Below are 20,807 nucleotides of genomic sequence, written 5' to 3' on the forward strand. Positions count from 1 at the left end.
CAAGGCCAATCAGTTGGAGCCCTCAGCCTACATCCACTATGTACTGGACCGAATCGGTGAGGCCGACACGCTGGAGAAGCTCGAAGCCCTTCTACCGTGGAATGTGCCCTTGAAGCCTGTTTCAAAAAATTTGGCTCAGTATGGTTAGGGGAAGTGTGTCGATTTAACGGCGCTTACATTTCAGTGAAAGGCAAAACAATTGATCCACGGGCCAATTTATCGCATCATCTACAAGCTCTTTACGCGATTTAGACCCGCGAGGGTTAGTCGGGCGATTAGCCAGACTCTATGTGATTGCGTGGCATTATGGCCGCAGAGATTCTCTGAGGCCGACTCAGGTAGAGAGCTTTTTAAATTAGACCTGCACCAACAGGGTTAAGTGAACTGATCACGCTGGAAAATTAAAAACAATAACAATGTTTGAAGACCCACGTGAATCATTCTTAACTGCTATCGATCTTTCGAACGCTAAAATTAAGTTTGGCGCAAGAAACATGGATTATTGAAATTTATAGACAACGGTACCGCTGCTGCTCGCGTTCACGTTTACCCTTGGGAAATTAGCTCGCCCAAAAACATCGAAAAGCACGTAAGCGATCTTAGAAAATCATTGCCCCACCTGCATCAAGCTCTAATTCTGAACCTATTTCAAGCTGAACTTGCTTAACTTGATCAAACCCGCTTCCTCGCATGGAGACCGGCGTTCGGAACTTGGACATTTTGTCTGCTCGCAAATTTATTGCAACCCAAGCCTTCTCCGCTGCACGCTCATAGCTCAACAGCATTACATCTTCATTGTCGACCGGATGGAACCTCAACACGTCGGGCATGCGAATTTCCGGATTATCCTGACGAATGTCTAAAAGTCTTTTATACAGACTATATAGCGATGATGAATCTCCATTCTGAGCCGCAACAGAACTAGCAGTTGACTGAATCGATGACCAGTAACCCGGCCACCAGCTCACATAGGGCAATTCGTTTTCAAACCAAACACTGTCATTCAGCCAAACACTCGCACTCCGATTAAACCCTGCATTCTTTGATTCATCCCATTGCATAGGAGCCCGTTGAAAAACATGATTCCCCACTTTATCCTGAGTCATGCCTATTTCCTCTCCGTAGTATAGAAATATCGGACCAGGAACAGAAATTAAAATACTCGCCGCAATTTTCGCTATGCTGTCACTATTAAAATCATACTTGAATCTAGGCTGGTCGTGGTTTGTCAAAAAGGAGGCGTAAAAAAAGAAAGGAGTAGCTTTTTTTCGGACATTTAAACTTTCCCAAATGTCTTCCCTTGACAACCCTCCTCTTGAAATTGGCGAACCCCCAAATCCTCCGACACGATCACGACTTTCACTTAATACGCTTTTAACAAGGCCGCCGAAATTAAAGTCAAAAACCGCATCCAATCCCCGGCTATTATCGTAGTACTTAGTTGTAACTTTTTGATCCGCCCAGGCCTCCCCAATCAGCATCGCATCTGGATTTTTGGATTTGACATGACTCGAAAAGTCCGCCAAAAACCGTATTGTCGAATCGGTATCTGCCTGAAGTGGTATAGGACCTTCTTCAATCAAGTATCGAACAGCATCCAAACGAAAGCCATCTACGCCCTTTCCGAGCCAGAAGTCGGCCACCTCTTTCAACGCCTGGACAACTCTTGGGTTTTCTAAGTTTAGATCGGGCATTCCAGGACCAAACGCAGCATAGTAAAATTGCTCCCGTTCCTCACTCCAAAACCACACCCAATCCGGGTGTGATTCCTCATCCCATGCATTTCCCCATCCTTCCGGTTGTTCATTGTTCCATATAAAAAAATCCTCATACCCCGGCTCACGCCTCGCAGATTTTATGAACCATGGATGCTTATCAGAAACATGATTGAGCACCAAATCTAGTATGAGGTGGAGATCCTTGTCATGAGCCGCAGCTACAAGATTCTCAAAATCGTCCATCGTTCCATACGCTGGATCAATCTTATAGTGATCAGTCGTATTGTAACCATGGTATGTAGTTGACTCGAATATCGGCGTCAACCATATTCCATTTACATTCAAACCTTTTAAATACCCAAGTTTTTCTTTGACTCCATTAATATCACCATGACCGTCATTATCCGAATCTCGGAACGAACGCGGGAAGATTTGATAGAACACCGCACTATCCCACCAATGGCTACGCTCGCGACTAATATCTAATGCATGCTGCTCATCAAGTTCATTTTCTGCGTAAAATACACCACACAGTACAAGAACTGCAGTTAGCAGACCCACATAAATTTTCATAACCTTGTTTTGCGAGAATTATTGAAAAGTCGCACCCAAAATATACCTTCAAAAATTATACCTAGAACCAGGAAGATGGCACCGCCTATCGGAATTCCGAATACATAGCATGCAATTGCGGCAAAGAGGCACAACAGCGTTAGCACCCACCTTTGTATCAATTTCAATATTCTCTCCTTTGTGATTTTGCGCAACCACTTGACTGCGAACATAACCGTTATATCTACTCGCGACGACCAATATTACCTTGAGTGATACCCAAGACATAGACTAAGGCCAGGATTTCCACCCCCTCTCAAAGCACCAAGGCTTCATCTAAATTGGCACGAATGTACTAATTTAAAGATTGATCGCGGCAGCAGCGTAAACAAAGTGTCAATACGAAATTGGGAGAACCCGCATAGCCAGGCGAGAAGTACCCGGAAGCCGGCATTCTATGCTAAAACGTGGTTGAATATGGCGACCAGGAGTGAATCTAAAAGCTCCCGGCCTTGTGGTCCCGCAGGTTCAAATCCAGCTCTGCCCCTCTTTTTCTCCTAGACTTTTCCACGACAGCTGGCTTTATTTTTTTAAGCTGCGTTCCAGTTTAACTGCCCATGTATCGTCGCCATGAGTGCCAGTACATTCCTCTTCATCACTAGTTTCATTGTGTTCGCGATTGCGGCACCCCTGTGGGTTTGGCGGCGTCGGCTCGCGGAAGGGTTTCAGGTGCTGCGGGATTCGTTGCGCACACTACTTGCGTTCAGCGCAAAGCTATCCTGTTCGGCGCGGCATATTTCCGGTTTCAGCGACGTCCGTATCCGGCGGGATCTTGTCAGTTATTCTCCCCTGTTCGCCCTGGTACGCATCCAACACACCGGCTACACAACGTCCGCCAGCCTACTGAATTGCATTGCGACACATGCGCGTTTTTGTCCGGCTCGCGGTGCACTGTTGGACGATGATCCATCGGCAATATCCGGCGAGACTGGTGCGGAGGATATCGCCAGTGAAACTGGCCGGACACCGAGCGCACGCGGCTACGACAAGTCGCTGCAGACTCTGCTGCTCGCCCTGGTTGACGACGACAACCGGCAGGGGCTGAATACCCGCGCGCTGCTGGTAATGCACGAAGACCGTGTGATGGCGGCGGCCTACGGTGCAGGTGTCTCACCTCAGACGCGCCTGCTGGGCTGGTCCATGAGTAAAAGCCTGCTCGCCATATTGTGGGGAAGAATGGAGACGCTCGGCCTTGCCACCCCCGACCAGTGCCGACTCTTTCCCGACTGGGAAAACGATGGGCGAAGCGCAATAACCCTGCACAACCTGCTGCAGATGTGCGACGGGCTCGCCTTTGATGAGATATATAGGCCCGGCGCCGATGCCACACGCATGCTGTTCTATGGCAGTAGCAACGCACCCCCTCACTACGCCCCTTCCCGCTATGCCCTCGGGCGCCCACTCATCCACACGCCGGGCACACATTTCTCCTACTCTTCCGGCACCACCAATCTGTTGGCGCGCTGGATACACCAGCGTCTCGGCGGTACGGAAGCCGCTTTGCATTTTCTTGAGCAGGAGCTTCTAGCGCCCCTTGGGATGCACCGCACTTTTTTTGAAACGGATTCGGAAGGCATTTTTGTGGGAAGCTCCTACGCCTTTGCCACTGCGGAAAACTGGGGCAGGCTTGGGGCGCTAATGCTGAATGGTGGTCGCGCAGGCGGAAAACAAATCCTCAGCTGCGATTGGATCAAACGCGCTACCGAGCCGAACCGTAGCGTCAACGATACCCGCTACGGTTATCAGTTCTGGCTGAATCTTGGTGGGAAGCTGCCGCCGCTTTACCCCAACCTGCCGGCCGACAGCTATTTCATGCTGGGCAACCGCGAGCAAAAGCTGATGCTGTGTCCCTCTCACGGCGTTGTCATTGTGCGGTTGGGCTGGTCATCCCGGCCCTACCCCGCGGAACTGCGCTTTGGAGAAATCCTGGCGCAGCTCGGCCCATAGAATACCTTCTCCTCGATATCATCCGTTCCGGCTTTCCAGCATTGCCAGAAAAATCCTCGACTCGTGCGGAGTGGATTCCAGGCCATACTTTTGCACCACCGCCATAAAGCGCCGCAGGTAGTGGCTGCGCACCGGACCGTAAGGCGGCATCCACTGGTCCGGCCCCCTGTGTCCCTTGCTCTGGTTGCGGCCATCGTCAACAAGCCACAGATTATCCGGGTCTTCCGCAAACTGGCGCTTCTTCTCCTGGCTCCAGTTTGCCGCGCCGTGGTCGTGGGCCCACTTCAACGGCACGATATGCTCAACATCGAGATCCGACGCCTTCTCATAAAAGTGGCCGGTGTATGGATCCATCCACAAACCGGTTGCGACCTTACATTGATCGGCGCGGGTATAGGTAACCGGTGCGAGCGAGTAGCGGATAAGAAGCTCGTGGCGGGTGTCCTGACAGTCCTGGTCAGAATCCGACCAATGTGGCAGCCATTCATGGCGCTGGTAAGACGGTGCATGCGCACTGCCGGCAAGGATTGAGGACGAAATAAGAAACAGGGAAAGGAAGAAGGCACTATAGACTGCTGGCCTCTGCACGGATCACTCCATTGTCGCGTTATTGCTCGAATGGAACGATCGTACAGCAACTGGCGCGGCGCGAAAATCACCGCTCGAAAGAAATGTGGCCTACGTCAGAGATCGTTAGGATCATCTGCGGTGAGTGCCGGCCATGCGGCACGCAGGTAGATGAACATGGTCCAAATAGTGAGCGCGGCGGCCACATACAACAGGATATAGCCGATGGATTCCATCACCGGAAACTCGCGCACATCAAATGCCAACAGCACGATGATGGCCGCCATTTGCGCAGTGGTCTTGATCTTGCCGATATAGCTGACCGCCACACTGCTTCTGAGACCGAGCTCCGCCATCCATTCGCGCAGTGCGGACACCGCGATTTCCCGCCCGATGATGATCGCAGCGGCAATGGTGAAAAAGAGGTAGTTGTGGAGATCCACCAGTAACACCAGTGCCGTCGCAACCATCAGCTTGTCGGCTACCGGATCGAGAAAAGCACCGAATGGCGTGCTCTGGTTGAGCTTGCGGGCAATGTAACCGTCGAGCCAGTCTGTGGCGGCGGCGAGAGAAAAAATCACCGCCGAAGCAATGTAGCTCCACTGGTAGGGAAGGTAAAAGACCAGCACAAACACCGGAATCAGCGCCACGCGCAGCAGGGTCAATTGGTTGGCGAGAGTCATGCTGATCCTTCTATTCGCAGAACACACTTCGTCGGCAGTGCGTAACTTAGCAATCTGCAGGAAAAAAATAAACGCCAATGGCAGGTCCACCGACCATAGATCACTCGTTGTGCAGGGCCGAGTATATATCCTGAGCCAGTTTGCGGCTCACTCCTTCGACAATTGCGAGCTCATTGACCGATGCCCGTCGAATCTCCTGCAAGCCACCAAAGTGGTGCAACAGTGCGCGGCGGCGTGCCGGGCCCACACCAGGAATTCCCTCCAGTGGCGATTCCCGCCGCTTTTTGTCGCGGCGCTGCCGGTGGCCGGTGATGGCGAAACGGTGCGCCTCATCCCGCACCTGCTGAATCAGATGAAGCGCGGGAGAGTCCGATTCCAGCACCAACTCGCGATTATCCGCTACCACATGCAACGTCTCGAAGCCCGCCTTGCGGGTGGTACCCTTGGCCACACCAATGATCTGGACCCCTGTCACGCCGAGCTCGTTCAGGGTATCCACCGCCTGGCGCACCTGCCCCTTGCCCCCGTCGATCAACAGGATATTGGGAAAGCGGCCCTCGCCGCTGGAAAGACGGGTATAGCGCCGTTTCAGCGCCTGCCCCATGGCTGCGTAATCGTCACCCGCGGCAATACCCTCAATATTAAAACGCCGGTAATCGGATTTGACTGGACCACCGGTATCAAATACCACACAAGAGGCGACGGTGGCCTCACCACTGGAGTGGCTGATATCGAAGCACTCCAACCGTTCAGGTAATTCTTCGAGACGCAGCACCTTCTGCAAATGTTCAAACCGGTCCTGCAGTTTTTGCTGGGACGCCGTGCGGCTCTGCAAGTTCTGCTGTGCCGCCTGCTGGGCCATTTCCACCCAGGTGGCGCGGTTTCCTCGCAGCCGGCTTGCAAGCTGGATCTCCTTACCCGCCTGGGCCGTCAGAGCTTCGGCAATAACCTCCAGGTCTTCGAGGGGCTCTGAAACCAGGATCTGCCTCGGGATCTCGCGGTTTGCGCCAAGATAAAACTGCGGAATAAATGCCGAGAGCAGTTCTGTGGCGTCCAGTCCCAGTTTTTCACTGGGGTAATAACTGCGGCTGCCGAGTATCCGGCCCTGACGGATGAACAACACATGCACACAGCAGAGCCCCCCTTCTGTTGCCACACCCAGCACGTCCACATCCCCTCCGCTACCCTCTGCCACCTGATCTGATTGCAAACGACGCAACGCAACAATCTGATCCCGAAGGCGCGCGGCCTTTTCAAACTCCAGTGCTACCGATGCACGCTCCATTTCCTCCGCCAGTTCACGAATGATGCTGTCACTTTTACCGGCGAGAAACATTTCGGCGTGACGCACATCTGCCTGGTAGTCCTCTGGGGAAATGAACTCGACACACGGTGCGGTACAGCGCTCGATCTGGTATTGCAAACACGGGCGCGAACGGTTGGCAAATACACTGTCTTCACAGGAGCGGATACGGAAGGTCTTCTGCAAAAAGTTCAGGCTGTCGCGCACCGACGACGCATTGGGGAAAGGCCCGTAGTACTGTCCGGCTTTGCGCTTTGAGCCGCGGTGAAAGGCAATTCTGGGAAACGTGTCTTTACTCGAAAGAAAGATGTAGGGGTACCCCTTATCGTCTTTCAGCATGACATTGTACGGGGGGCGCTGAGACTTGATGAGGCTCTGTTCCAGCACCAGAGCTTCGGTTTCGCTGCGAGTAACCGTCACTTCGATGTCGGCAATTTTCTCCACCAGCGCCATGGTTTTGGCGGTAAGTCCAGTCGCGCGAAAATAACTGCCGAGCCGGTTGCGCAGGTTTTTCGCCTTGCCGACGTAGAGCACCTTACCCTGAGCGTCAAACATCTGATAAACGCCAGGTTTACGGGTGACAGTGGTGAGAAAACGTTTGCTGTCGAACATCAGTCGTTTAAATCATTCGTCACAGATAAAAAAACAGGGGCCTGCCTGGGCCCCTGTTTTTCTGGATTATGGATCGGGAAATACAAACAGATATCAGCAACGGTCAGAGTACTTCTTCCGGATCAAGGATATTGTGCTTGACCGCCAGCAGGGTCAACTCCACATCCGAGTGCAGACCCAACTTTTCGAAAATCCGGTAACGGTAGGTATTGACCGTTTTTGGGCTGACCGACAAGGTTTCCGCAATTTCTGAAACCTTATTGCCGTTTACGATCATCACCGCGGTCTGCAGCTCGCGCTCGGAGAGGTCTTCAAATGGCGATGTCCCGCCGCACACATTGCGCAGTGCCAGGCGGGTAGCCATGGAACTGCTGATGTACGTTTCTCCCGCCATTACCGCGCGGATAGCGCGGACCATTTCGTCCAGATCCGCCCCCTTGGTAACGTAGCCCCGGGGCGCCGGCCTGAATCAGACGACTCGGAAACAGGTCGTCGTCCAGTGCGCTCACTGCAACTACTTTTGCCTGAGGAAAGCGGGGAATCAGTTTACGCGTCGCTTCCAGTCCGCCCATACCGGGCATCCGCACATCCATCAGGATGACATCTACCTCTGACTCACGAACAAAAGCAATGGCCTCCTCGCCGCTCTTGGCTTCACCTACCACCTCAATATCTTCAACGTCACTGAGCATGCGCGATATGCCCATGCGAACAAGGTCGTGATCGTCTACCACTAAGACTTTGATCAAATTAGCCCCAACCACGGATATTCAGACGGTCCAGCGCAAGAATTTCCTACCTCAACCACTTTGCGCAAAACCGAGTTTCTTGTTATTGCTCAGCGGGTTATACCCGCAAAGATCCATCCACAGAGCCCTCGGAGAACATACCAGACAAACCTAATGGTGCATAGCGAGACTGTACCAATTAGTCGCAGTCAGAACATAGAAAATTCTCTCAATTCCCAGGCCGATATGGGGGGAATTAATCCGGACACACGACTTCATGCTGCACAACCGCGGGAGGCGCCGAAGGAGCTGCTGCCACTGAATTTTCACGTTGAGAAGCGGCCCACGCTTGTGTCGGGCAAGCCGCCCGGTAATCTGCCCAGGTGTATTTACATTTCGCTTACAAGGCGGAATTTTATTCCAGCGCCTGATCGGCGCGAATAGACCCCGCTATAGCCGGCAATCCTCCGGTGAAACGGGTGTTGCTTATGGATAGAAGCGCGGCTCCGCTTCAAGGGTGACGCCAAACTTCTGTTGGACGTCCCTGGCAATGTCTTCCGCCAGGGCGACCACCTGGCGGCCGCAGCAATGCCCCGGGTTGACCAGCACCAGCGCCTGACGATCATGCACGCCCACCCCGTCTCGCCGGAAACCTCGCCATCCGGCCTGGTCTATCAGCCAACCCGCGGCGAGCTTCCAGTGTTCGCCCGCAGCAAAAGCCACCAACTGCGGGTGCTGCGCCTTCAACCGGGCGTATTGCGAGCCATTCACCAGGGGGTTTTTGAAAAAACTGCCGGCGTTGGGAATTTCCACTGGATTGGGGAGTTTGCTGTTGCGAATGTCGATTACCGCTCCAGCCACCTGGCTGGGAGTCAGTGAATCTACCGCCAGACCACGCTCCTCGAAGTACTGTTGCAGAGCGGGATAAGACGCCTGTGGCCGCCACTCTGCCCGCAGTTTGAGTACGACTTCACAAATCAAGTAGCGGTCTTTGCCGGCATTTTTGAACAGGCTGTCGCGGTAGCCAAACTGGCACTCTTCGGCACTGAACGTAACCAGGTTTCCACTGGCGACTTCCATGGCGGTCAGCTGTTCAAAGCTGTCTTTGAGCTCAACCCCGTAGGCGCCGATATTCTGGATAGGCGCCGCACCGATATTGCCCGGAATCAGGGCCAGGTTCTCAAGCCCGCCATAACCCGACTCAACACTGCGCATGACCAGTTGGTGCCAGTTCTCCCCGGCCGCGGCGCGAATCCGCACACCGTCGGACAGAGATTCAAAACTCAGGCCCTGCAGGCCAATATGCAATGCCAGACCGGGAAAGTCCCCGGTTAGCACAATATTACTACCGCCGCCGAGAGGGAGTATTGGGAGCTGTTGCTCCTGCGCAAATGACAAGGCTTCACGCAGCTCTTCGAGCGTCGTCGCTGCGCAAAAATATCTCGCCCGCGCGGCGATGGTCATGGTGTTGAAAGGCTGTAAATCAACGTCAGGCTGAATCATGAAATACCGGTGCTACGGCACTCCGCAGGCAGGAGCGCATGACACCTCCCTGCAAATGCCTCAATTGTTATGCAAAATGCGCACGCATCCGCTCGAGATCCTGTTCCGTATCCACCCCACCCGGAACTTCGTCGCAGGCATCTGCCACATGGATGGCGTGGCCGTTGTACAGGAAACGGAGCTGTTCCAGCGCCTCAAATTGCTCTATGGGTGCTACAGGCCAGGTGACAAACTGATTCAGCAGGCCTGCACGGTAAGCATAGATGCCAATATGGCGGCGCGGGTTCAACCCTTCCGGCAGAAGATTGCGCTCGCTGGCGAAAGCATCCCGCGGCCAGGGAATCGGGGCGCGGGAAAAGTAGCGGGCCAGGCCGGTGCACTCCGCCACCACCTTGACGATATTCGGGTTGAGAAAGTCTTCACAGGAGGTGATGGGTTCCGCCAGCGTCGCAACACCGGCAGTCTTGTTAATGGCGAGATTTTGCGCCACTTGGTTGATGACTGCCGGAGGGATCAATGGCTCATCCCCCTGGACATTGACCAGAATCCGGTCCGCAGATACGCCGATCCGGGTAGCCACCTCCTGAAGACGATCGGTACCGGAGGGGTGGTCGGCGCGGGTCATGCACACCTCGCCGCCAAACCCTTGCACCAGGTCCGCCACGCGGACATCGTCGGTGGCGACAATGACCCGTTCCGCGGCACTCGCCCGCGCGCGCTCGTACACCCGCTGCACCATCGTTTTGCCGGCAATATCGGCCAGCGGCTTACCCGGCAAGCGACTGGAGCCATAACGGGCCGGAATGATCACGTCGAAAGAAAACGAAGCACTCTGCTCTCTCATGCGGACTTGAAGCTCTCAAGGTGTTGGTGAATGCGCTGGTAGAAAAGGTCCGGCAGCTGTGCCGTCGCCTCCATGGCCCACCAGTGGCTCTGCCAAAAATCGCGGCATTTCACCGCGTCTTTCATGGTCATGATCACCGGCGTAATGCCATCCAGCTGTAGTTCCTGCTGGCTGAACTGATGGTGATCGGGAAACGCCATCTCCATCACCGTATAACCCAGCTGGCGCAGTGAATTGAAAAAACGCTGCGGGTTGCCGATAGCCGCCACCCCGTGACACGGGCCTAGGTCCGGCCCGGATTCCAGCTTCAGCGTAGAGGTCTGATCGAGGTTGAACTGGTGCCAGCGGGACGGCACCAGCTCCATCGTAAAGTCGATCATCTCGCCACACTGGGACAATACCGACTCGGAGGGCTCGCCATTCACAATCACCATGTCGACTTCCTTCAGCCGTCCAGGCGGTTCGCGCAGCGGCCCCCGTGGTAGCAAGTGCCCGTTACCGAGGCCTCGCAGACCGTCGATCACGCAGACTTCAAGGCTGCGCCAAAGGCCGTAGTGCTGAAGGCCGTCGTCGGAAAGAATCACGTCGCAACCATGCTCCGCAATCAATGCCTCGGCGGCCTCCATCCGCTTGGGGGAAACCATGACCGGAAGCCCGGTCATCAGGTGCAGCATCAGTGGTTCGTCGCCGGATTCCAGGGGGTGGGACTGCGCAGTGACATTGTAGGGATAGTGCCTGGCGCGGCCGCCGTATCCGCGGCTGATAATCCCGGGCTTGTGCCCGCGCTCCTGCAGCCAGCGCCCCAGCTCTGCGACCAGCGGCGTCTTGCCAACGCCTCCGACAGTAATATTGCCCACCACAATCACCGGCACTGGCAGTGGAGCGGGCTGATTGCGCTGTCTGCGCCAGCGGCTGCCGTGGCGGAATACCATTTCCAATGGTGCCAACAGCGGCAGATGTGACGCGGGCCCATGCCCGCTGTCGGCGGCGGGATACCAGCATTTGTTCAACCAGTCTTCCAGCGACATTGCGCCCTGCACTCCTTTTCGTTTGTCCCTGCGTTGTCATCCAGGCTTGATCAACACCGGCTGCGGTCTGTTAAGCCCAGCAAGCCCACTTCTGGCTTACATCAACCAATATCGCTGGTCTGCTGCTGCAATAACAGCGCGTAGCGCCCGCCCTTCGCCAGCAGCTCGCTGTGGGTACCGCTCTCAACAATACGCCCCTGGTCCATTACCAGGATTCGATCAGCGTTCTCTATAGTGCTGAGGCGGTGCGCAATGACAAAGGTCGTGCGGTTTTTCATCACCTCGGCCAACGCGGCCTGGATGTGGCGCTCCGATGCGTTATCCAACGCGGACGTGGCCTCATCCAGAACCAGAACTGGCGAATCTTTCAGCAGTGCGCGAGCAATGGCCAGACGCTGGCGCTGACCACCAGACAAAATCTGTGCGTTATCACCGAGAACTGTCTGCACTCCCTGCGGTAGCTCTTCAATGAAGTCGCGCGCGTGCGCAAGGTCAATCGCGCGCTGTACTTCTTCCTCAGGCTTGCCTTCCAGCTCACCGTAGGCGATGTTCCGATACACCGTATCGTTGAACAGCACAATATTCTGGGACACCAGGCTGATCTGTTCGCGCAGTGTCGTAACCGGCACCTGGGTGATGTCGACGCCATCCAACAGAATCCGCCCCGATGTCGGCTCGTAAAAACGGGATAACAGGCTAACCAGCGTGCTCTTGCCAGAACCCGATGCGCCCACCAGCGCAACCGTCTGCCCCGCCTGCACATGGAAATCGATGTCACTCAAGACTGCCGGACCGCCCTCGTTGTAGCAGAAACCGAGGTGTTCGAATGCCACAGCTCCGGTGACTGGGCTCGGCAGCCGCAGGGTACCGCCGAGCGGTTCCTTGGGCGCATCGAACACCTCGAAAATACTTTCCGCCGCCGCAATGCCTTTCTGGATCTCCGCGTAAACCTCAGACAGGTTGCGAATAGGTTTGGCCAGGGAGGCCGCGGCACCGATGTAGGACGCAAACACGCCCGGAGTCATGGATTCCACCATGCCCGGCGCCAGCGCAAACCATACAAGCACCGCCGTCGCCAGCCCCACCATGATCTGGATTACCGACACACTGGCATTGTCCGCCACCACCAGCTTCATGAACTGTTGGCGGTTGGCGTTACTGGCAGCCTGGAAGCGGGCATTTTCATACTTGCGCCCGCCGTACATGCGCACCACTTCGTAGCCGTTAATGGCCTCCTGGGTAACGTGGGTCACGTCGCCCATGGTGTTCTGGATGCGGTGGCTCAACTTGCGGAATCGCTTGCCGACCACACTGACAATGGCGGCAATAATGGGCACGAAAAGGAAAAAGGTCAGTGTCAGCTTCCAATTCACCATCAACAGGTACGTCAGCAGACCGATGGAGGTAAATGAAGAGCGGATAATCACCTTCAGGGATTTGGTGATGGAGTTAGTAACCTGCTCAACGTTGTACGCCACCTTGGAGATCAGGTAGGCCCCGGTGTAACGGTCAAAATAAGCACTGGGCAACTGGCCGATATGCTCGAACAACTCGGTGCGCAATTGGTGAATTACCGCCCGCGCCACATAGGCGAGGCCGTAACTGCCGACGAAATTGCCGACAGCGCGCAGGCCAATGATGATGACCATGACCAGCGGCACCAGCCAGCGCGCCGTCTCTTGCGGCATAATCCCGCCGGGAAAAAATCTCGCCACATACTGCGACAGGAAACCCCGCCCCTGCTCTATCCCGACACCAACCGCATCCAGCAGCAGTTCGGTAACCGCAATGAGCATAACCTCCATACTGGAGAACAGCATGAAACCAAACACCGCTATCACAAACAGCGGCCACTGGGGAATGGCGTAGGAGAGAAGGCGACGGTAAGTCTGGGCACCCTGCTGTGGCTTCAACGGGGGCTGAGAGGATTTTTCCATATAACTCTTGGCAGCGTGTTTTCCGCATTTCACCGGCTACCGGCCCAAAGCACAGCAGCCGGCGAACGGGCGCGACGGTTAGCGCGCCCGGCGTTCAACACTTTATAGATTACTGTTCGTCCGGCTGCCGCGTGGTGATGCTGAGATGGACAAATCCCAGCTGGCCGGCGGCATCCATGGCACGAACCACCGCCTGGTGTTCTGCGGTGGCATCCGCGGTAATGATCAGCGGGCGATTGTACTCGCCACCGGACACTTCCGACAGTGCAGATTTGAGCGTCACCAATTTCTTATTGATGAGCGCCCGCCCATCCACAGAGTAGGAGCCGTCCGCATTGATCAGAATTTCAATCGTCGATGGAGGGCTCTCTACCTGAGGCCCTGCGGCCTCCGGCAGATTCAGTTGCAAATGGCTCTCTTTGGTAAAGGTGGTAGACACCATGAAGAAGATCAACAGCAGGAATACCACATCGATCAGTGGCGTGAGGTTGACCCCCTCCTGCTCGGTACTCTGGCGGCGGAATTGCATCGTGCGCTCCTGATGGTTCGGCCAAGCGCTCAGGCTGCAGCTTCGACGCGGCGGTCGCTGTGCAGCGCATCCACCAGTTTTACGGCTTCCTGCTCCATGGTGACGACAATGGAATCCACCCGACGCTGGAAATAGCGGTGCGCCATCAGCGCCGGAATCGCAACGCTCAGGCCCGCGGCAGTGGTGATCAGTGCCTGGGAAATACCTCCCGCAAGCACCCCGGCGTTACCGGTCCCCTCCAGCATGATCGCCGTAAATACCTGGATCATCCCCACCACAGTGCCCAGCAGGCCGATCAGCGGTGCAACCGCGGCGATGGTGCCCAGCACGTTTAGGAAGCGCTCCAACTCGTGCACCACCTGGCTGGCGGCCTCTTCGATACTGTCTTTCATGACCTCGCGGCCATGTTTGGAGTTGGACAGGCCCGCAGCAAAAATGCGTCCCAGAGGACTGGAATCCCGCAGTTCACGGATTTTGTCTGTGGTTAACTGATTGTTTTTCAGGCTGTTCCAGACGTCGCCCAATAGCGCCCGCGGAGCGATCTTGCGCTCATTCAGCGTCCACAGACGCTCGATAAAAATGGCGATAACAGCCACGGAACAGAGCAGGATTGGCAGCATCAACCAGCCGCCGGATTTTATTATTTCTAACACTTTTTCAATGCCCCAAAACAGCGGAACGGAATCTGTTTAGTTACTGGCCAATTGGCCTTCAGCTCAAGGCAGAGACTCTACCACAGGTATCAGCCATGGCTAAGCGCTGCCAGGGCATGTTTTTCATCCATGTGAACGGGACTACATATCAGGTCCCTTTGTCGAAGTGCGCCTCTGCTGACCAATCAGGCGAGACGCTAGACACATAAAAAAGCCGCCCGAAGGCGGCTTACAACAAGCAACTCAGTGGAGCTATTTTACTTTCCGGGACGCTCTGGGCGCTGTGGCTTTTCCGGGCGCTCGGCTTTTTCGACACGCTCCGGTTTCACTGGGCGCTCGACTTTGGCCACACGCTCAACCTTGGGACCGCGTTCAATCGTGCTCTTGCCGTGTTTTTCAGCACGAGCGTCGGCACGCATGGTCCTTTTCGCGTCTACACTCGCCACTTGATCCATTTTTTCCGGACGGTTGGAGCGGATGCCACTGATCACTTCACCAAGATTTACACCAAGATCCTTGGCAATCTGCCCCCACCCCATGCCTTCTATCTGGCGCATTCGCAGCACTTCGTTCAGGGACTCATCAGCGGTCAGGCCCACCTCCCCTTCCAATGCAGCCGCGGCGGACGCCGCAGCCAGTTCTTCGGCAAGCGCCATGGTAATCAGCACATTGCCGTAGCCCATGCCGACATGATCTTCCGCGCCGTCTTCCAGCTCAGGGAGTTCTCCGGTCTCAGTCTCAGCGCCCTCAGGCACCGTTTCCTCTGTGCTCTCAGGCAGCGGCTCGACATAGTGGATGCTGCCGTCGCGCAAGCCCGCAACCACGGATTTTGAGTATTCTTCGCCGCCAAAGAAATCGTTGAAATAGCCAGCAATCTGATCACCCGGAACGCTGTTCGCCATTTCCACGACTTCTGTATCCGCCGAAGGGACATCATCGTCCGACCACGCCAATGGCACACTCACAATTCCCATCAACGCTGCCGCGATAGCCGTGGATTTGAATGGAATCCTCATCGCCGTTTCTCCTGTTAACTATTCGGTTGAACAAATCAATTTTCGGGGCGATAGCTTATCTGTACGCCAAATCCCTGATCTGGGCTGCCGTCGGAAAGTCCGAGATACGCGTACAGCATTCCGCTCCACTGGTTATCCAGCCTGTGGCTGAAGTAGCCAAAAATTTCGGTTTGCGCATCGGCACTGTCTGTCGCCGCCTGCTGGTAATCAAGTGACGCGCCGATACTGGATGTATCACTGAGGCGGTAACCACTACCTACAGAGGTATACCAGACGTTGCGCAGCTCGACTTCCGACAAGTCGCCCTTGAATTTTCTGGCGAGGGTCATGAAAGGGGTGTACGGGCCGATGGACGTAAAGAGTTCTGCCTGTAACGTGTAATCGGCCTGCCCGGTGCCGAGACCTTTATCCTCATCCGCCAGAGGCACTTTGTACTTGGCTGACAGATCCATGAAGTACTGCCCACCTAGGGGGTCGAGACTGTAGCTGCCTGTCAACCACAGATCGCCCAGCCCGGACTCCTCGATCATTACAATTTCGTCATCATTTTGGTTCCCTCCGTTGCCGCGACCATTGCCATTGCCCAGAACAATTCCGCCATCGCCACCGGGAATCACACCACCGGGCCCCTCTACCTGGGTCCAGGGAAGGGATGCCTTGAAGGTCCAACGATTATCGGGAGAAAAGCTCGCGGTGAACGGCATGGAAGTAATGTCAGTGTCGGCGACATCTCCGTAGTCACCACTGCTGACATCCGTACCCAGGGAATATTTCCAGTCCCCGGCCACTGCCGTGCCCGCAGCTGAAAGACTCGCGGCCAGCAGTGCCGCGTTTAGGATGAAATTGGTTTTCATGCAACTCACCAGTACCTCAGTTTGCTGAAATCTGTGGTGAAGCTAGCACCGTATGCGTGCTGAAAACCTTGACCCAGCTCTCATCGCTCTACGTATTTGAGCGAACTTTTGGCCGGTGCGATGCGGTCGCCGATACCGGGCTGCGGCGGAACACAATCAAAACAGGAATTCCGCCACGCTTTCGCCGGCGCCGTTCCGCCCCGATTCAGCCAGCCAGAATCGGGGGGCATGGCGAGCGAGCCTCACCACCGGTTCGCTGCGGCCTGATTGCCAGCGGAAACTGACTGCACCCTGCTCCGCGGTACTGAACAACTGGCTGGCGATACCGGTGTATCGCGCCACCACTTCCGGGTGCGGGTGGCCAAAGTGGTGGCGGAAGCCGGCACTGAACACCACCCGCGCCGGCCGTGCCCAGTCGAGCAGCGCGGGTGATGAGGATGTGCGCGAGCCGTGGTGCGGGGCGATCAGCAGATCCACAGGAGCAAACGCAGGATAACGGGCTGACAACTGAGCCTCGACATTACTGGTGATATCGCCGGTCAGCAGTATCCGCACACCGCGCCAGGTGAGCAGGGCCACACAGCTGTGGTCGTTTTCATCCCCGCTCAACCCTGAGGTGCGCGGCCACAACCACTCGATGTGAAGCTCGCCCCATAACTCCCGCCCGCCGGCAACGCAGGGGCCTGATGTTGCGGCCCCCGGCCATCGCGACGCCAGTGTCCCAGGGGTAATTAGAGTGTCGACCCGGAGCTGCGAAATCACGCCCGGCACCCCACCGGCGTGGTCGCGGTCGCCGTGGCTTACCACCAGTGCATCCAGCCGCTGGCGTCCGTCTGCCAACAGAAACGGCGCCACAATGCTGCGGCCCGCACTCCAGCCACTACCAGAGCTGGCGCCAGTATCGAATACCAGCGTTTCCCGTTCGGTGGCAGCAACCACCGCAAGACCCTGCCCCACATCGAGCACCGTCAGTGCCAGATACGGTTCTGACGGCCGCGTCCAGGGCGACAACCCCACCAGCAGCACCGGCAGAAGCGCCCAGCCGAGGGCGCGCCCCGGTAGACCGCGTGGTAACAGCAATATCCCACAGCTGAGCGGCGCGAGAAGCAGGATCAGATGGGAGGGAAGCGGGAGTGACTGCCATCCCGGCAAAGCGCTATCGGCGACGGCCAGGAAATCCAGCAGCCAGCCCAGCTGGATATCCGCCAGCCGCCACAACCCCAGCTGCAGCGGCGCCGGTGTCAGCGCGGCGAGAAAGATCAGCGGTAAAATGGTGAACCCAACCCAGGGAATCGCAATAAGATTGAGCAGCAAACCGCTCAAGCTGACCCCGGCAAAGATCAAGATAGACGGCAGCGCCAGACCGACAAGAATTGCCCACTGGCTCTGCAGCGCGGTGCGCAGATAATTCAGGGGGCGAAACACTTGAATACGGGGCCGCTCTTGCCCCGCCGTCTCGTCATCTTCGCCGCTGCTCCGCCCACGGAAACGCAGCAATAGCGCACCCACTGCGACAAACGAAAGCCAGAAACCCGCATTCAGAGGCGCAAGGGGCTGCAGTAGCAATACACAGGCCAGCGCTGTGGCAAACGCCAGACCTGCGCCGAATCTGCGGCGAAACACCAGTGCAACGATGGCAATCGTCGTCATGATGAGCGCGCGCTGGGCTGACAGGGGCGCGCCGCTGACGAGGGTGTATGCCATCGCCGCAGTCAGGCCGGCAGCGCCGGCGGCCAACAGGGGGTTATGCGGTCGGAAAATGCCCACCACCCGGCTCACCAGACCACCCAGGAGCAGGAAGAACCCCGCCACCATGCCCACATGCAGCCCCGAAATCGCCAGCAGGTGCGCCGTACCGGTTCTACGCAACAGATCCTGTGTTGCGGAGTCCACCCCGCCCGTGTCCCCCAGCAGCAGGGCGCGGATCAATTCCTCCTGCTTCAACGCGTGGCCACCGGCATCGGGCGCGGTAATCTGCCGTCGCAGGTGTTCGCGCAGGCCGCTGACCAGCGACCCGACACCGCGCTCCACACCAAGGTACTCAGGCGCGGCACCGCGCTCGCGCACGTAACCCGTGGCGTAGATCCCCTGCTCCAGCAACCAGGCTTCGTAATCAAACGTATGGGGATTGATACTGCCTCGCGGGCGCTTAAGGCGCAGCGTCATGCTCCAGCGGCTGCCCGGAATCATCTTCGCCATGGTATCGGGGTCCACCCGATACCAGCGCAGCAACAGGCGCTTGCCGACAAACTCCCGCCGCTCAGAGTCCCGCACCCGCGCGCGGAAGCGACTGTCGAAGAATCCCGGAACGACGCCGGGCGATCCGAAATTGGCAACCGCCGTCGAAGCTTCCGGGAGGCCTTCGATCTCGAGGGTAACCTTGTTATCCGTACCGTGCAGTGCCAGGGGCAGGCGCTCGGCAAGAGATTGGTGATTTGCCTGGAGCGCCCAGCAGCTCCCCAGTACAAACGGCAATAGCAGATAGCCGAGCGCAAAACGCGGCGCGGCCGCAAACCGGGAAAGCCAGCCGCCGATAACCGCCAGCAAAGCGACTGATATGACCCCAAGGGCCAGAGCTGCCGCGGTGTCGGCATCCCACGGCAGCGCGGGCCAGAATGCCACCTGGCCAATCCCCAGCGCCAGCGACCACAAGGCCGCGAACGACCCGCGCAATCCCTTCACCGAGCCCCCTGAATTCCAATTTCTTCGGCCTGCCTTTACGTCGAGCCGGCCATTTCATCGCTTCCTGCGCCATGACCCTTCGACCACATCCTGGGATTAGAACGGAGCAACTTGCGTGGTTCAAGCAGCAACAATTCACACCGGAAAAGACATTCGTGACTTTTGGTGATTTTAAACGGCGACGCCGCAACAAAACTTACACCAACCTTTCATCTTTCACATGTTTGTAACAAAAGAGCAGCAAACTGCGCGGCATCCGAGCTATGGCTCACCCCGTTAAGTCACTCTACGAGACCGACCATGAAAAAGACCGCGTTCACTCTGGCACTGGCCGCTGCGCTTCCTGTTCCAACCCTTGCCCAGTCCGACGTGTTCACCTTTTACGGCAAGGCCAATGCATCCTTCCAGTCCAACGACGAGGGTGACGGCGCCAATACCGACATTAAAAGCAACGCCTCTCGCCTGGGCGTGAAAGGCGAGCTGCCGCTGGATAGCGGTATCAAGGGTATCTACAAGATGGAATACGAAGTAGATATCGACGGTGAAGCGGAAGAAACCTTCAGCCAGCGCAATATCTATGCGGGCCTTGAGGGCGGTTTCGGTCAGGTGATCGGGGGCAAGTTTGACACGCCCCTGAAAGAAGCCCAGAACCGTGTCGACCTGTTTAACGACCTGGAAGGCGATATCAAAAGCCTGATTACCCGCAGCGACAATCGCGAATCCAACAACCTGCAGTACACAACGCCCTCTTTCGCCGGCTTCCGGGCGTCAGCGGCGTACATCAGCAACAAGGATGCGGAGATTTTTGACAGCGAAGGCAACTTGATCGACACCCGCGATAACGGCACCTCAGTATCGCTCGCCTATGACAACAACGGCGTGTACCTGGCCTACGCTTTTGATCAGGACGTGGAAGCCAATGACTGGAATGTGAATCGCCTGGTGGCCCAGTACAGCTTCGGCAACCTCCAGCTGGGTGCGCTGTACGAGGAACAGGAAAAAGCAGACCACAGCAAGCAGGACGGGTGGATGACTTCTGTGGCGTACAAGATCAACAACTGGACCGCGAAAGCCCAGTACGGCCAGTCCGACATCATCAAGGACGATGGCGAAACGTTTAGCCTGGGACTCGATTACAAACTTTCATCGGCGGCCAAGGTGTTCACCTTCTACACCGATGAAACTGCCGCAGACGGCTACGAGCGCAATTACTTCGGTATCGGTACCGAGTTCAAATTCTAACCCGCTCCCCTGTAGGAGCCTGCCTGCAGGCGAACTCTTCCGTGCTCCGGACCGTTCGCCTGCAAGCAGGCTCCTACAAATTGCGCTCCGACCCAGCCACACAGCCAGAAATGAACATCCCCGTAGGAGCCTGCCTGCAGGCGAACATTCAGGCCCCGTGCCAAGCAGCCCTCCCTGAAGCGGTGTCCGGCCCTGCAAGCAGGCTCCTACAAATTGCGCTCCGACCCAGCCACACAGCCAGAAATGAGCATCCTCGTAGGAGCCTGCTTGCAGGCGAACATTCAGGCCCCGTGCCAAGCAGCCCTCCCCGGAGCGGTGTCCGGCCCGGCCATCCATGGCCGGTCGCTGA

The 20,807-nt window shown here is 56.5% G+C and carries 18 protein-coding genes; 3 read left to right on the plus strand and 15 right to left on the minus strand.

Annotation, left to right across the window (positions count from 1 at the left end):
* On the plus strand, window positions 1-148 hold a 148-nt coding region (locus FDY93_RS04595), incomplete at its 5' end, for a transposase domain-containing protein (protein ID WP_181954057.1).
* A gap of 451 nt (window positions 149-599) precedes the next feature.
* Here the strand turns inward: FDY93_RS04595 and FDY93_RS04600 are convergent.
* A complete protein-coding gene (locus FDY93_RS04600) occupies window positions 600-2,291 on the minus strand; it encodes an alpha-amylase family glycosyl hydrolase (RefSeq protein ID WP_138234586.1) in 1,692 nt (563 codons plus the stop codon).
* Window positions 2,292-2,900: 609 nt separating this feature from the next.
* On the opposite strand from FDY93_RS04600, the gene FDY93_RS04605 reads away from it, so the two are divergent.
* Window positions 2,901-4,277 carry a serine hydrolase domain-containing protein gene (locus FDY93_RS04605; protein WP_246068461.1) on the plus strand — a complete coding sequence of 459 codons (1,377 nt, stop codon included), beginning with the start codon at window positions 2,901-2,903 and terminating at the stop codon, window positions 4,275-4,277.
* 18 nt (window positions 4,278-4,295) lie between these two features.
* On the opposite strand, the gene FDY93_RS19700 is transcribed toward FDY93_RS04605, so the two are convergent.
* From FDY93_RS19700 to FDY93_RS04670, 14 genes are all read right to left on the minus strand, one after another.
* A complete protein-coding gene (locus FDY93_RS19700; protein WP_246068462.1) occupies window positions 4,296-4,865 on the minus strand; it encodes an HNH endonuclease family protein in 570 nt (189 codons plus the stop codon).
* A 95-nt stretch (window positions 4,866-4,960) separates the two neighbouring features.
* Entirely contained in the window at window positions 4,961-5,527 is a 567-nt protein-coding gene (pgsA, locus tag FDY93_RS04615) for a CDP-diacylglycerol--glycerol-3-phosphate 3-phosphatidyltransferase (RefSeq protein ID WP_138234587.1), read from the minus strand.
* A gap of 100 nt (window positions 5,528-5,627) precedes the next feature.
* The gene (gene uvrC, locus FDY93_RS04620; RefSeq protein WP_138234588.1) at window positions 5,628-7,442 is read right to left on the minus strand and encodes an excinuclease ABC subunit UvrC; all 1,815 of its coding nucleotides are present in this window, start codon (window positions 7,440-7,442) and stop codon (window positions 5,628-5,630) included.
* Between the two features lie 103 nt (window positions 7,443-7,545).
* Complete coding sequence (locus FDY93_RS19945) at window positions 7,546-7,806, minus strand: LuxR C-terminal-related transcriptional regulator (protein ID WP_425462486.1); 261 nt, start codon at window positions 7,804-7,806, stop codon at window positions 7,546-7,548.
* Window positions 7,754-8,191, minus strand: a complete 438-nt coding sequence (locus FDY93_RS04625; RefSeq protein WP_425462487.1) for a response regulator — start codon at window positions 8,189-8,191, stop codon at window positions 7,754-7,756. The genes FDY93_RS19945 and FDY93_RS04625 overlap by 53 nt, the downstream gene beginning before the upstream one ends.
* Window positions 8,192-8,656: 465 nt before the next feature.
* Window positions 8,657-9,673, minus strand: coding sequence for a UDP-N-acetylmuramate dehydrogenase (gene murB, locus FDY93_RS04630; protein WP_138234589.1), 1,017 nt, complete (start codon window positions 9,671-9,673; stop codon window positions 8,657-8,659).
* A gap of 67 nt (window positions 9,674-9,740) precedes the next feature.
* On the minus strand, window positions 9,741-10,517 hold the full coding sequence (kdsB, locus tag FDY93_RS04635; protein ID WP_138234590.1) for a 3-deoxy-manno-octulosonate cytidylyltransferase: 777 nt from the start codon (window positions 10,515-10,517) through the stop codon (window positions 9,741-9,743).
* The gene (gene lpxK, locus FDY93_RS04640; protein ID WP_138234591.1) at window positions 10,514-11,545 is read right to left on the minus strand and encodes a tetraacyldisaccharide 4'-kinase; all 1,032 of its coding nucleotides are present in this window, start codon (window positions 11,543-11,545) and stop codon (window positions 10,514-10,516) included. The genes kdsB and lpxK overlap by 4 nt, the downstream gene beginning before the upstream one ends.
* Before the next feature lie 101 nt (window positions 11,546-11,646).
* On the minus strand, window positions 11,647-13,482 hold the full coding sequence (gene msbA, locus FDY93_RS04645) for a lipid A export permease/ATP-binding protein MsbA (protein ID WP_138234592.1): 1,836 nt from the start codon (window positions 13,480-13,482) through the stop codon (window positions 11,647-11,649).
* Between the two features lie 109 nt (window positions 13,483-13,591).
* Window positions 13,592-14,011 (minus strand): ExbD/TolR family protein, encoded by a 420-nt coding sequence (locus FDY93_RS04650; protein WP_138234593.1) that lies wholly within the window; start codon window positions 14,009-14,011, stop codon window positions 13,592-13,594.
* Between the two features lie 29 nt (window positions 14,012-14,040).
* A complete protein-coding gene (locus FDY93_RS04655; RefSeq protein ID WP_138234594.1) occupies window positions 14,041-14,664 on the minus strand; it encodes a MotA/TolQ/ExbB proton channel family protein in 624 nt (207 codons plus the stop codon).
* A gap of 257 nt (window positions 14,665-14,921) precedes the next feature.
* A complete protein-coding gene (locus tag FDY93_RS04660; RefSeq protein ID WP_138234595.1) occupies window positions 14,922-15,680 on the minus strand; it encodes a hypothetical protein in 759 nt (252 codons plus the stop codon).
* A gap of 35 nt (window positions 15,681-15,715) precedes the next feature.
* On the minus strand, window positions 15,716-16,534 hold the full coding sequence (locus tag FDY93_RS04665; RefSeq protein ID WP_138234596.1) for a hypothetical protein: 819 nt from the start codon (window positions 16,532-16,534) through the stop codon (window positions 15,716-15,718).
* Window positions 16,535-16,690: 156 nt separating this feature from the next.
* Window positions 16,691-19,216 (minus strand): DNA internalization-related competence protein ComEC/Rec2, encoded by a 2,526-nt coding sequence (locus tag FDY93_RS04670; RefSeq protein ID WP_138234597.1) that lies wholly within the window; start codon window positions 19,214-19,216, stop codon window positions 16,691-16,693.
* Between the two features lie 300 nt (window positions 19,217-19,516).
* Here FDY93_RS04670 and FDY93_RS04675 point away from each other — a divergent pair, with 300 nt between their 5' ends.
* Entirely contained in the window at window positions 19,517-20,458 is a 942-nt protein-coding gene (locus tag FDY93_RS04675; RefSeq protein ID WP_138234598.1) for a porin, read from the plus strand.
* The last annotated feature ends 349 nt before the right edge of the window (window positions 20,459-20,807 follow it).

Origin of the sequence: Microbulbifer harenosus (assembly GCF_005771435.1) — a bacterium.
Lineage (GTDB): Bacteria > Pseudomonadota > Gammaproteobacteria > Pseudomonadales > Cellvibrionaceae > Microbulbifer > Microbulbifer harenosus.